Origin of the sequence: Nocardia sp. PE-7, from assembly GCF_030486425.1 — a bacterium.
In the GTDB taxonomy this organism is placed as follows: Bacteria; Actinomycetota; Actinomycetes; order Mycobacteriales; family Mycobacteriaceae; genus Nocardia; species Nocardia salmonicida_A.
This window is the reverse complement of the sequence record NZ_CP129614.1, coordinates 3,339,759-3,352,757: the sequence shown is the minus strand read 5'-3', so window position 1 is coordinate 3,352,757 and position 12,999 is coordinate 3,339,759. Positions and strand designations below refer to the sequence as shown.

Below are 12,999 nucleotides of genomic sequence, written 5' to 3'. Positions count from 1 at the left end.
TTTGGGCTGGCAATACCCGATGCGCCGAGGCTCAATCCGCGTCTGACCTCGGTGCTGTCAGACCTGCGGATCGCCGAAGACGCCGTTTCCGCTGTCCTCGGCGGTCGTGCGACGCCATTCGCGGGGCGTGATGCCGTACGTGACGCGGAATCGGCGGGTGAAGTGCGAAGCGTCGCGAAAGCCCCAGCGAAGGGCGATCGTCGCGATGGAGCAGTGGCGGAGCCGGGGGTCGGCGAGATCTTCGCGAATGCGGTCGAGCCGTTGACCGATGATCCACTGGGCGAGGCTGTAGTCGGCGGCGGCACAGATCTTGTACAGGTGCCGCAGCGAGATATGGAGAGCCGCGGCGATACGGGTGGCATCGAGTTCGGGGTCGGCGAGGTTGCGGCGCACGTAGTTGCGGATCTCGGCGAGCGCGATCTCCGCGGGCAGGACCGTGCCGTCGTGGCGGTCCGGTTCGGTGGCCGACAGCAGCAGTCCGCGGATCAGGTCGACGCTGGCGGAGCCGGTCAGGCGCGCGGTCGGATGGGTGCTGAGAGCATCTGCCTGCCGTGTCATTTCGGTGATGTGACCGGACACGAGTCGATAGAAGGGGCTGCGATGCAGGTGCGGTGCTGCCCGGCGGATGCGTTCGACCGGGAGGTCGAGTTGATCGAGGGGGACGTGCAGGCAGGTCGACCCGCCGTCGCCCATCCAGCGGAAGTCGTAGGGCGCGTTGAGGTCCATCAGGTGGAGGTCGCCGACGGCGAGTTCGCGTTGTAGACCGTCCTGTTCGTAGCGGGCCGCGCCTTTCCCGTGCACCGCGATGGCCAACATCGGCGACGGGGTCGTGCGGATCTGCTTCGGCGTGCGGATCAGTTGGATACCGGACATATCCGCACGAAAGATGTTGGCATCACCGAATTCCCACACATCGAACTGGGCGTGTGTGCGACCATCGGGGTTCTCGTGCACTACGTTGCACGGCGCAGATGCTTCCTGCATCGCGGTGGTGATCGCGTGGGCGCGTTCCGCCGGCGCGACGAAGCCGGTATCGAAAACAACGGCCATGATCCCGCCCTCCTGGTGGACCGGAAATGCTCCGCCTGATCGTGGCACGATCCGCGCTGCACGATCAGCCTGGAAATCGTGCACGCCGAGTCCAGTTTGCCTGGTCGGAGCGCTTTACGCTCGCCCAATGTGCCTGTTCGTCGGCACCGAGGCGGGAGGTTTGCGTGATCGGGCCCCTTGGCCGAGCTGATGTGCTCGACCATCTCGACGAGTTCATCGCCGCCGCGCGCAACGGTCTGGGGCACGCGGTGATCCTGCGAGGCGAACCCGGAATCGGCAAATCGGTGCTGATCGAGTCCATGATCGAGTCGGCCCACGGATTTCGGATCCTGCGGTCGGACGGCTACGAGGCCGAGGCCGATCTGCCGTATTCGGGGGTACAGCGCCTGGTCGGTTCGCTCGACGTCGACGGCACGCAATTGCCCGATCCCGAGCGGGAGGCACTCCGGGTCGCGTTCGGGATCTCGGCGGGTGTGGTGCCCGACCGGTTCCTGGTCGGTCGGGCGGTGCTCGGCTTGCTGGCGATCGTCGGACACGGTGGGCCGGTGCTGTGCGCGGTCGACGACGCGCATTGGCTGGACCGTGAGTCTTTGGACGTGTTGGGTTTCGTCGCGCGCCGACTGCGCGCCGAAGCGGCGGTGATGGTGTTCGCGGCGCGGGCCGACGATGAGGTCGATGTCCGGCTCGGCGGAGTATCGGTGCTGCCGGTCGAAGAATTGGCGCGCCCGGCGGCCATCGAGTTGCTGACGTACTGGTTCGACGGAGCGCTCGATCCGCGGGTAGCGGCCGACATCGTCGACGAGGTCGGGGGAAACCCGCTCGTCCTGACCGACCTGGCGCGCGAACTCACCGCCCGCCAGCTCGCGGATTCGAGTTTCGCTCCCGCACCGCTGGGCGCCGGTTCCCGGCTGGAACAGCTCTATCGACGCGCACTGCAGGCGCTGCCCGCTGCCTGCCGAGAATGGATTCTCGTGGCGGCGGCGGAATCCACCGGAGACCTGAAATTGGTGGATCGAGCGAGCGCCCTTCTCGACATCGACGAAAGTGCCGGCGAGGCCGCGGACGCCGCCGGACTGGTTGTCATCGACGCAACGGTGCGATTTCGACACCCGCTGGTTCGCGCGGCCGTCTACGGTGGCGCGACAGCCGCCGCACGTCGGCGCGTGCACGGCGCACTCGCGCGGGCGGCGCAGGCATCGGGATCGATCGACATCGAGGCGTGGCACGCCGCGGCGGCGACCGCGCGCCCGGACGCGTCGGTCGCGCAGCGGTTGGCCGATGCCGCGGAGCGGGCAGCGCGCCGCGGTGGTCTCATCGCCTGCGCGAGCCTGCTGGCACGCGCCGCGGAGCTGAGCGAGGACCCCGGGCTGCGCGACGAGCGGTTGCTCGCCGGTGCCGAATCGGCCGCGGCGGCAGGTGCCGCGCGATTCGCCTTCGACCTGACCGATCGCATCCCCGACCCCGCCGTTCTCGCGCCGGTCGCCGCAGGGCGGCGCCTGTTCGTGCGTGCCTCACTCGCCATGTTTCTCGGCGACCCAGCGGCGATTCCACTGGCCTCGAACCAGCTGTGCGCGGCGGCGGAGCTGTTCCACGGCCACGACTCGCGCCGCGAGCACCTCGCACTGTTGCGCGCCTTCGACGCGGCGATCACCGCCGAACGATCGGTCGCCCGAGGTACCTTCCCCGAGCTCGGGGAACGGATGCGTGTCGCGGCGGCCGCCGCCGAACCGGGCCTGCGCGCGGTGCTCACGGGTCTGTGCGGCTTGATCCTGCGACCCTGTGGCGAGACGGCGGCCGCGAATCGGGCGGCACTGCGAATGCTGGCCGAACTCGACGATCGGCAAGTGCTGGATTTCAGCGTGGCCGGGGTGGTGTTCACCAGCGCCCTCTGGGACGAACGGGCCCGCAACGACTGGCTCGACCGCGTCGAGCGCATCGCCGCCCGTGCGGGCGCGCTCAGGGAGTTGGATGCGTTGCTGTGGACGCGGTCGCTGACCGATCTCGATCGCGGCGATGTCACCGCCGCGGGCCGGGCGATAGCGCGCGTACGGGAACTGCGGCAGGCGATGGGATACCCGGCCGAACATGTCGTCAACGGCGCCTATCTCGCCTGGACAGGGGAGCCCACTTCGGCGGTCCTCCACATCGCCGAGCTCAACCTGGCCGCCGGATTCGGTGGCGCGCACACCGCGACGATGAACGCGCTCGCCATCCGCAACCTCGCCCAGGGGCACTATCAGTATGCTTACGCGCTGTTGACGCCGTATGAAGCCGACCGATTCATGCAGGTCACACCGCATCAGCTGCCCGAGTACATCGAAGCGGCGGTACGCGCGGGCCACACCGCCGACGCCGAGCGGGTCACCACCGAATTCGTGGCGTTCGCCGAGGACATCGACTCGCCGTGGGCGCGTGGCGTCGCGATGCGCTGCCGCGCGTTGCTCGCACCGGCAAAGGACGCGGAGCGACTCTACCTGGCCGCCATCGCCGCGCTGAGCGGGACGGACACCCCGATCGACCTGTTTCGCGCCCACCTCCTGTACGGCGAGTGGCTGCGCAGGCAACGTCGCCGTGCCGATGCGAAGGTTCAATTACGCATTGCCGCTGAAGGATTCACTCGTTTCGGTGGGTCGGCCTTCGCTGAGCGCGCGGCGCGCGAGCTGCATGCGTTCGGCGAGCGCGCACAGGTCAGCGGTGCGGCCGCGACGGCAGGATTGACCACCCAGGAGTCGGAGGTCGCGGCTCTCGCGGCGGCGGGAAACACCAATGCCGAAATCGCGGCCACGCTGTTCGTCAGCGCCAATACCGTCGACTATCACCTGCGCAAAGTCTTTCGCAAGCTGGGCATTTCCTCGCGCCGTCAACTTCGCGAGCATCTGCCGCCCCTATCCCGTTGACCCGAAGAACTACGTGCGATACGTGGTTCGCCGGTAGGCCGTCATGACCCATCGTGAACACAGTGCTCCGCACCTGTCCTCGAGGAGGCCGCGAATGTCCACGATCACCGCCGATGACGGCATACAGATCTTCTTCAAGGACTGGGGTCCGGTCGACGGGCCCGCGGTCCTGCTCAGTCACGGCTGGCCGCTGAACTCCGACGCGTGGGAGGGCCAGGCGCTGTTTCTGGCCGAGCACGGATGCCACGTCATCGCCCACGATCGCCGCGGACACGGCCGCTCCACCCAGTCCTGGAACGGCAACGACATGGACACCTACGCCGACGATCTCGCGACGCTGCTCGACACACTCGACTTGACCGAGGTCACCTTGGTCGGGCACTCGACCGGCGGTGGTGAAGTGGTGCGCTATACCGCCCGCCACGGGTCCACGCGCGTGGCGAAACTGGTCCTCGTCTCCGCCGTGCCGCCGTTCATGTCACGCACCGACGACAACCCCGAAGGCCTGCCGGTCGAGGTATTCGACGCGATCCGCGCCGGTGAACGCGCCTCGCGTTCGCAGCTGTACCGCGACCTCGCCGACGGCCCGTTCTTCGGACACAACCGCCGCGGCGACATTCCACAGGGCATGCGCGACGCGTTCTGGTTGCAAGGGCTCGCATCGGGCCATCGCGGCGCCTACGAGTGCATCGCCGCGTTCTCGGCCACCGACTTTCGTGGCGATCTCGCCGAGATCACCGTGCCGACGCTGGTCATCCACGGTGACGAGGACCAGATCGTCCCCATCGAAGTCGGTGGCCTGCGCTCGGCGAAGCTCATCGCCGGCGCCGAACTGAATATCTACGAAGGCGCGGGTCACGCGCTTCCCGACACCGAGAGACACCGACTGTCCCAGGACTTGCTCGACTTCATCGAGTCCTGATCGCCGAAACGGAGCACATCGACATGAACCAGCCGAAACACACCGCCAAGCCGCCCATCGTCCTCATCCACGGACTCTGGATGACACCCCGGAGCTGGGACACCTGGGCCCAGCGCTACCGAGACCTCGGACACCAGGTCATCGTGCCGGGTTGGCCCGGCATCGGCGATCGCGCCCCGGCCGAGGTCAGGGCGGATCCAAGCGGGCTCGAAGGCGTCGGCATCGTGGAGATCGTCGACTTCTACGCCGATGTCATCGCGTCGCTGCCGGAACAGCCTGTGATCATGGGCCATTCGTTCGGCGGGATCTTCACCCAGATGCTGCTCGATCGCGGCCTCGGCATCGCCGGGGTCGGAGTGGCGCCAGGACAACCGGCCGGCGTACTGACTCTGCCGTTCTCGACCTTGCGCACGGGTCTGCCGGTGTTGTCGAACCCGTTCCGTATCGGCAAAGCCAGCCCGATCTCCAAGCGCCACTTCCATTACACGTTCGGCAACGACCTCAGTCGTGCCGATTCGGACCTGGAATGGGAAGCGAGCGCGGTGAATTCGTCCAACCGGGTGTTCTTCGAGGGTGTGCTGTCGCTGCCGAAGAAGAAGTCGGGCATCACCGCGGTCGACTTCCGCAAGCCCGACCGAGCCCCGCTGCTGCTCGTCTCCGGCGGAATCGACCACGTCGCCCCGCCCGCCATCCAGAAGGCCGCCCTGCGCAAATACGCCCAGGGCACCGCGCTGGTCGAGCGGGTGGAATTCCCCGATCGCACCCACCGGCTCGTGAGCCAGGACGGCTGGGAAGAAATCGCCGACTACGCCCTGGACTGGTCGCTTCGGCACGCCGCGACCCGATTCCCGCAAGCGACCTAGCGGCCACCGTGGGCGTCAGAATCACCCACATCGGCGGGCCGACCGTGCTCATCGAGATCGACGGGTGGAACATCCTCACCGATCCGACCTTCGACGATCCGGGACAGCGCTACGACTTCGCCCTCGGAACCTCGTCGGTGAAAACGATCGGTCCGGCGATCCGGGTGAGCGAGCTGCCCGCGATCGATGTCGTGTTGCTCTCACACGACCACCACGCCGACAATCTCGACCACCGCGGCCGCGCACTCCTGCACACGGTGCCGCGGGTCCTCACCACGTCGAGCGGCAGTCGCCGTCTCGGACTCGCGCATGCCGAGGCGATGGTGCCCTGGCAGGAAACCGTCCTGCGCGCTCCCGGCCGGGCGTCGCTGCGGGTGACAGCGACGCCGAGCCGACACGGGCCGCCGCTGAGCCGGGTCCTGGTCGGCGAGAACCTCGGCTTCGCGATCCAGCGGCCCGCGCAAACGCAGGTGGCGGTGTGGATGTCCGGGGACTCGGTCTATTTCCCGGGACTCGAGCAGGTCGCTCGCCGTCTCGACGTCGATATCGCGCTGCTGCACATCGGTGCCGTTCGATTCGGACTCACCGGGCCGGTGAAATACACGATGGACGCCCGCGATGCGGCCCGGTTCATCAGGGTGCTCCAACCACGCATTGCCCTTCCGGTGCACTACGAAGGCTGGTCCCATTTCAGCGAAAGCCACGATCGCGCTCGGGTGCGACTGCTCGAGGAATCCGAGGGCGTGCACCACCGGGTGCAGTGGTTGCCGCTCGGTCAGGCTGTCGAATTTCCCTCTCCCACTACACCGCTCGCGCACTGAGCGTTACCGAAAAGGTGATCGATCATGTCGTCTCATGTCCCGAATCCGCGCCGCCGTCGGCTGCTGAGCGTAGTGGCCGCGGCAGTCGTCGCTGTCAGTCCAGTGCTGCCGACATCGGCGAACGCCGATCCCGGCGAGCCCACGCTGGTGCTGGTGCACGGCGCGTTCGCCGACGCAACCAGCTGGGACGGGGTCGCCGCCGAGCTGCGCGAGCGCGGCTATTCGGTTGTCGCAGTGAACAATCCGCTGCGCGGTCCGCGCAACGACGCCCAAGCGCTTCAGAATGTGCTCGACAGCATCGACGGGCCGGTCGTCCTCGTCGGCCATTCCTATGGCGGGGCCGTCATCACCAACACCCACAACCCCAAGGTCCTCGCCAACGTCTACATCGCGGCCTTCGCGCCGGCACAGGGCGAATTCGTGCAGGGCCTGCTCGACCCGATCCGCTTCCCCGGCAGCCGACTCCTGCCGCCCGCACTCCAGGTTCGGGTAGTGGACGACCCCACCGGCATCGCGGGCCGAAACGTCGACGGCTACATCGACGGGGCGTACTTCCACGAGATCTTCGCCCAGGACGTGAGTGCGCAGACCGCTGCGGGCATGTACGCCCATCAACAGTCGGCCGCATTGAACGCCAACCTGGAGCCGTCGGGCCCGCCGTCATGGGCGACGACCCCGAGCTGGTACCTGATCTCGGGCGAGGACAACGTCATTCCGGCCGCCGCCCAACGATTCATGGCAGGCCGCGCTGCCCCGGCCACCACCAGACAGATCGACGCCTCACACGCATCGCTGGTCTCCCAGCCCGGCACTGTCGCCGACACCATCGTCGAGGCCACCAACTCGGTCCGCTAGCCGACCGGCCTCGAGGGCCTCGATCGTGTCGGATAACTGCGATCGTGTGGTTTTCGGGGCACTTCGGTGTGACGTAGCGCACGCTAGTATTCGGGTGTTGTTATGGGTCGACTCCCGAATGGAGAACACCATGACCGAGACCGATTACCTCGTTGTCGGCGCGGGCAGCGCGGGCTGTGTGGTCGCGCGCAGGCTCGCCGAAAGCGGCGCGTCCGTGGTGCTGCTCGAAGCCGGCGGGGTGGACAACAAGGGCTGGGCCAAGATGTTGTTCCAGATCCCGGGGGCGATCAACGTCATGCACTCGACGCCGCAGCTGAAGAAACTGTTCGATTGGGGCGACAAGTCGACGCCGCAGCGCAACGCGCTCGACCGCGAGATCCCGATGACGCGCGGTCGGGTGCTCGGCGGATCGAGCTCGGTCAACGGGATGCTCTTCGTGCGGGGCAACAGGAAGAACTACGACGACTGGGCCGCCGAAGGCTGTCACGGTTGGTCCTACCAGGACGTCCTGCCGTACTTCAAGCGGATGGAGGACTGGGAGGACGGCGCGAGCGAATGGCGAGGGGCCGGCGGTCCGATCAAGGTCACTCGCCGGCACACCCTCACCGACGCGGCGCGCGCGTTCATGGACGCCACCGCGACGCGTCTCGGCGTGCCCGAGCTCGACGACTACAACGGCGCGAGTCAGGAAGGCGTCGCGGTCTTTCAACAGAGCGCCTCGCAAGGTCGGCGGTACTCCACCGCCGAGGGCTACCTGCACCAGGATCGGCTACCCAACCTCACCGTGCTCACGAAGGCGAGGGTGAGCAAGGTAGTCATCGAAGGCTCCCGCGCGACGGGCGTGGAAATCCTGGTCGACGGCGGCACGCGGGTGATCCGAGCATCGCGCGAGGTCGTCGTGTCGGCCGGCGCGTACGGGTCGCCTCAGCTGTTGCAACTGTCCGGGATCGGCCCGGCCGCGCACCTGGCAGAGCACGGCATCGCCGTCAACGCGGATCTCCCGGTCGGCGACAACCTGCACGACCACCTCTTCGTCCCCCTCTCGTTCACGATGAAATCAGCGTTGCGCAGGCCGACGGCGCCGTACTTCCTGCGTGGACTGGCGACCGAGCGAGTGCGTCCGGGATCGTCGTGGGCGGCTGGTTCCTCCTTCGAATCCGTCGCCTTCGTGCGCACCTCGCACGCGCGCGAGATTCCGGACCTGCAGCTACTCAGCCTCTTCTGGGTCTATCCGTCACCGAATCAGGACTCCGACAAGCGCGTTGTGCCGGCCACCAAGAAGCCGGGGCAAAGCGTTTTTCCCGCGCTCATCTATCCCGAGAGCCGGGGGACTGTCCGGTTGGCATCGGCGGATCCAACGGCCGCGCCGCTGATCGATCCGGCCTATCTGACAGCGCCGAACGACACCGAGGTACTGCTCGAAGGCATCGCCATGGTCCGCGAGATCATGGCGGGAACCGGCGACAACGAGGGCGAACTCGTTCCGGGCGCGCAATTCACCGGTGCCGCGGCGATGCGCGAAGAACTGCCGAATCGCATCCACACCGTCTATCACCCGGTCGGGTCGGTCCGGATGGGGATCGACGAGCGGGCGGTGGTGGATCCGCAGCTGCGGGTGCGCGGAATCGACGGCCTGCGCGTCGCGGACGCCTCGATCATGCCGAGCGTGACAGGGGGCAACACCAACGCGCCCGCGATCATGATCGGCGAGAAATGCGCGGACCTGATCCTGAACGGGTGAGCGTCAGGACAGCCAGTCGTCGAGGTGGGGGAGTTCGGCGGCCACCTTGCCGGTGAAGTGGGGTGCGCGCTTCTGGAGGAAGGACATGATGCCTTCGCGCAGATCAGCGCTGGAGAAGGCGTAGGAGATGAGGCGGGCGTCGAGGGTGAAGACGTCGTCGGGGGTTTTGTCGCCGGACATGGCGACCAGGCCGCGGCGGATGGCGGCGATGGAGACGGGGGCCACCTGAGTGGTCAGTTCGGCGGCGAGGGCCTTCGCGGCGGGCAGCAGGTCTTCGGTGGCGTGCAGACTGGTGACCAGGCCCGCGGCGAGGGCTTCGTCGGCGCCGAAGACGCGGCCGGTGATCGTCCATTCCTTGGCTTTGGCGAGGCTGACGATGCGGGGCAGGAACCAGAGCGAACCACCCTCGGGGAACAGGCCCCGGCGGGCGAAGACGAATCCGAAGCGGGAATCGGTTGCGGCAAGGCGGAAGTCGGCGGCGAGCGTCATGGACAGACCGACGCCGATGGCGGCGCCCTGCATGGCGACGATGACGGGCTTGTTCAGGTCGGTCATCGGGCGTACGACCCGGGTGGACCATTCGACCCAGTCGGGAGCGGTCACGTCCTCATCGGATCCACCCGCCGTCAGATCCATGCCGACGCAGAAGTCTCGCCCCTCGGCGGCGAAGATCACCGCGCGAACATCGTCGTCATGGTCGGCTGCGGTGAAGGCAGCGCCCAGTTCGTCGGCCATCTCGGTGGTGAAACCGTTGCGTGCCTCGGGACGGTTCAGCGTGATGGTGGCGACGGCCGCGTCCACGCTGTAAGTGATGGTCTTGTAGGTCAATTCGACTCCTTGGTTCAGCGTCGGCCGGATGCGGCGGAAACGAGCAACTCGACCATGGCGGTGGCCTTGCCGGACTGTGGCGGATCACCGGTGATGATGTCGCTCCAGACGAAAGCTTCGCCGACGCGCACGATCGCATAGGCGAGATCGCGGACTTCGATGCGCGGATCGAGATCGGGCAGGTCGGTCAGGCGCGAGGCGACCCAGTCGATCATGCGGCCCTGGACGACGGTGTAGCCCGAAGTCAGCACGCGCAAGCCGTATTCCGGGTCGTCGGCGACGAATCGGGTGAGCGGTTCGAAGGTGCGCACGGTATCCGCGAGGGTGCCGAAGTTACGCACGAAGCGTCCGGCGGGATCATCGGACACGTCGGGATCGCGCGCCTCGACCCGACCGATCGCCTCCGCGATGATCCGCCAGACCACTTCGCCGATCACGACTTCCCGACTACCCCACCAGCGATACAGGGTGGCGCGGCCGATCCCCGATGCACGGGCCAGCTGTTGCATATCGATGCGGCGGCCCTCGAGAAACCACCGGTGCGCGAGGTCGATGATGTCCTCGCGCACCGTGCCGCTGGTCACGACTACGGCCTCGTCAACTCGGCGTAGCGGGCGAGATGGTGGTCGGTGGATCCGAATTCGTGCTCGATCGCGGTCAGCCGCTTGAAATAGTGGCCGATAGCGAGTTCTTCGGTCATGCCCATCGCACCGTGCAGCTGGACGGAGTTCTGGCCGATGAACCGAGCGGCACGACTGACGGTGACCTTGGCCGCCGATGCCGCCCGCGCCCGGTCCGCTGGTGCCGCGTTCAACGAGTAGATCGCCAAATACGCTGCGGCAATAGCCTGTTCGAGCTCCATGTACATATCGACCATGCGGTGTTGCAGGACTTGGAAGCTGCCGATCGGCTGACCGAATTGCTGGCGTTGTTTGGCGTATTCGACCGTATCGGCCAGCACCTTGCGCATACAGCCCACCGCTTCCGAGGCGATCGCCGCGATCGCCTCATCGGCGGTGGCCGCGATCGAGGACCATGCCTCGCCTTCGGCGCCGAGCAGCGCGGCGGCGGGCACGCGGAATTCGGTGAAGGTGATATCGGAACCCACCCGATCGTCGATCGTCCGGAAGGAGTGGATTTCCACCCCGGCCGGCGTATTCGCCGCATCGAATTCGGTGAGGAACAACGAGATACCGGATTCGTCGCGCCGAGCACCGGCGGTGCGAGCGCTGATGATCAGATGGGTCGCCAACGGCGCACTGGTCACGACGGTCTTGCTGCCGTCGATCACCCACGAATCACCGTCGCGGCGCGCGGTCGTCGAAACATCGTGCAGCGTGTGACCCGAGGTCGGCTCGAGTGCGGCGAACGCGGTGCGCGCCGTACCGTCCACGATCTGGCGCAGCAGAGCATCGGCAGCCGCGCCGCCCGAGCGTTTCAGCAGACCTGCCCCGACGACGACCGTGTCGACATACGGTTCGACGACGAGCGCGCGCCCGAGTTCCTCGGCGATGACCATCATTTCGATCGGTCCACCGCCCATACCGTCGACCTCCTCGGGCAGCGTCGCACCGAGGATGCCCAGCTCCTCGGCGAAACCGCGCCACACAGCGGGCTGCCACCCCGCGTCGGACTTGACCGCGCTGCGACTTTTCTCCAGGTCGTAACGGGCACCGAGGAATCGGGCCACCGAATCGCGCAGGAGTTCCTGCTCTTTGGTGAAGGTGAAGTCCATCAGAGCCCCAATGCTGCCTTGGCGAGGATATTTCGCTGAATTTCGTTGCTGCCCGCGTAGATCGAGCCTGCCCGGTCGTTGAAGTAGCGCAGCGGCGCCACGGCCTGCCAGTCTTCGCCGCTGCGGTAGCCGTCGGCCGGTGGCTGGAACTCGGCGATCGGCCCGCCCGGTTTCGTCGCGTGCGGTTGGTACACCCGACCGCGCGGTCCCGCTGCCTCGAGCGCCAATTCGGTGATCTTCTGGCTCAGTTCGGTGGCCAGGATCTTGAGCATCGACGAGGCGGGGCCGGGGTTCTTGCCCTGCGCCATCACCGACAGCGTTCGGTACTCGAGGATCTCGAGCACTTCGGTGCGAATCCGCGCCTCGGCCAACTTCGCCGCGAAGGTGGCGTCCTCGATCAGCGGATTGCCGTCCGGACCGGTCTGCCCGGCTGCCGCCGTAGCGACTTCCTGGGCCATGACCTGCAGCATCGGCGACAGTGCCCCACCACGTTCGTGGACGAGCAGATATTTCGCCACGGTCCAGCCGTCGTCGATCTGGCCGAGCACATTGCTTTTCGGCACTCGGACGCTGTCGAAGAAGACCTGGTTCTGAACCTGCTCGCCGGAGGTCATGACCAGCGGGCGGATCTCGATGCCCGGCGAGGTCATGTCGATGAGCAGGAAGGTGATGCCCTGCTGCTTCTTTCCCTCGCGCGACGTGCGGACCAGACAGAAGATCCAATTCGCCTCGGTCGCGTGGGTGGTCCAGATCTTGCTTCCGGTGCACACGAAATCGTCACCGTCGTCGACGGCGGCCATCGTCAGCGAGGCCAGATCCGAGCCGGACTCCGGCTCCGAATACCCCTGGCAGAAGAACACTTCGCCGGTGAGGATCCGTGGCAGGTAGTACGCCTTCTGCTCGGTGGTTCCGAAGGCGACGATCGCGGGCGCGACCATCCTGATGCCCATCGGCGACAGCGCGGGCGCGCCGGCCTGCATCAACTCCCGGCCGAAGATGTAGTGCTGGGTGAGGCTCCAGTCGCAGCCGCCGTATTCGCCCGGCCACGCTGGTGCCGCCCACCCGCGCTCATGAAGAATGTGCTGCCACTTCATGCTGGCTTCGTGATCCGGATAGACACTTGTCGCCAAGTGTCCGGCGCGGCGTAGTTCGGGTGTCAGCTTCTCGTCGAGAAAGGCCCGAACCTCGTCTCGAAAGGCCATATCGGCCGCTGACCAGTCGTAATCCATCAACCCTCCGGAGGGATGTGCGCCATTGTATCCGTGCGGACCTGCGGCTGTGTGAGAC

General features: G+C 66.9%; 11 protein-coding genes. 6 read left to right on the top strand and 5 right to left on the bottom strand.

Annotation, left to right across the window (positions count from 1 at the left end):
* Positions 1 to 57: 57 nt before the first annotated feature.
* Positions 58 to 1,050 carry a helix-turn-helix domain-containing protein gene (locus QX204_RS15715; RefSeq protein WP_301907621.1) on the bottom strand — a complete coding sequence of 331 codons (993 nt, stop codon included), beginning with the start codon at positions 1,048 to 1,050 and terminating at the stop codon, positions 58 to 60.
* Positions 1,051 to 1,214: 164 nt separating this feature from the next.
* Between QX204_RS15715 and QX204_RS15710 the strand changes: the two genes are divergently transcribed.
* The 6 genes from QX204_RS15710 (at position 1,215) to QX204_RS15685 (ending at position 9,149) form a co-directional block, all read left to right on the top strand.
* Complete coding sequence (locus tag QX204_RS15710; protein ID WP_301907620.1) at positions 1,215 to 3,947, top strand: LuxR C-terminal-related transcriptional regulator; 2,733 nt, start codon at positions 1,215 to 1,217, stop codon at positions 3,945 to 3,947.
* Between the two features lie 94 nt (positions 3,948 to 4,041).
* The gene (locus QX204_RS15705) at positions 4,042 to 4,869 is read left to right on the top strand and encodes an alpha/beta fold hydrolase (protein WP_301907619.1); all 828 of its coding nucleotides are present in this window, start codon (positions 4,042 to 4,044) and stop codon (positions 4,867 to 4,869) included.
* A gap of 23 nt (positions 4,870 to 4,892) precedes the next feature.
* A complete protein-coding gene (locus QX204_RS15700) occupies positions 4,893 to 5,732 on the top strand; it encodes an alpha/beta hydrolase (protein ID WP_301907618.1) in 840 nt (279 codons plus the stop codon).
* A gap of 8 nt (positions 5,733 to 5,740) precedes the next feature.
* Complete coding sequence (locus QX204_RS15695; protein WP_301907617.1) at positions 5,741 to 6,553, top strand: MBL fold metallo-hydrolase; 813 nt, start codon at positions 5,741 to 5,743, stop codon at positions 6,551 to 6,553.
* 24 nt (positions 6,554 to 6,577) lie between these two features.
* Complete coding sequence (locus tag QX204_RS15690) at positions 6,578 to 7,408, top strand: alpha/beta hydrolase (protein WP_301907616.1); 831 nt, start codon at positions 6,578 to 6,580, stop codon at positions 7,406 to 7,408.
* 130 nt (positions 7,409 to 7,538) lie between these two features.
* On the top strand, positions 7,539 to 9,149 hold the full coding sequence (locus tag QX204_RS15685) for a GMC family oxidoreductase (protein WP_301907615.1): 1,611 nt from the start codon (positions 7,539 to 7,541) through the stop codon (positions 9,147 to 9,149).
* Positions 9,150 to 9,152: 3 nt separating this feature from the next.
* Here the strand turns inward: QX204_RS15685 and QX204_RS15680 are convergent, their stop codons facing one another.
* The 4 genes from QX204_RS15680 to QX204_RS15665 are packed head-to-tail and all read right to left on the bottom strand — an operon-like array spanning position 9,153 to position 12,941.
* Complete coding sequence (locus QX204_RS15680; RefSeq protein WP_301907614.1) at positions 9,153 to 9,977, bottom strand: enoyl-CoA hydratase-related protein; 825 nt, start codon at positions 9,975 to 9,977, stop codon at positions 9,153 to 9,155.
* 14 nt (positions 9,978 to 9,991) lie between these two features.
* Complete coding sequence (locus tag QX204_RS15675; protein WP_301907613.1) at positions 9,992 to 10,561, bottom strand: QsdR family transcriptional regulator; 570 nt, start codon at positions 10,559 to 10,561, stop codon at positions 9,992 to 9,994.
* 2 nt (positions 10,562 to 10,563) lie between these two features.
* Positions 10,564 to 11,712, bottom strand: a complete 1,149-nt coding sequence (locus tag QX204_RS15670) for an acyl-CoA dehydrogenase family protein (protein ID WP_301907612.1) — start codon at positions 11,710 to 11,712, stop codon at positions 10,564 to 10,566.
* Positions 11,712 to 12,941 carry an acyl-CoA dehydrogenase family protein gene (locus tag QX204_RS15665; protein ID WP_301907611.1) on the bottom strand — a complete coding sequence of 410 codons (1,230 nt, stop codon included), beginning with the start codon at positions 12,939 to 12,941 and terminating at the stop codon, positions 11,712 to 11,714. The genes QX204_RS15670 and QX204_RS15665 overlap by 1 nt, the downstream gene beginning before the upstream one ends.
* Positions 12,942 to 12,999: the final 58 nt, after the last annotated feature.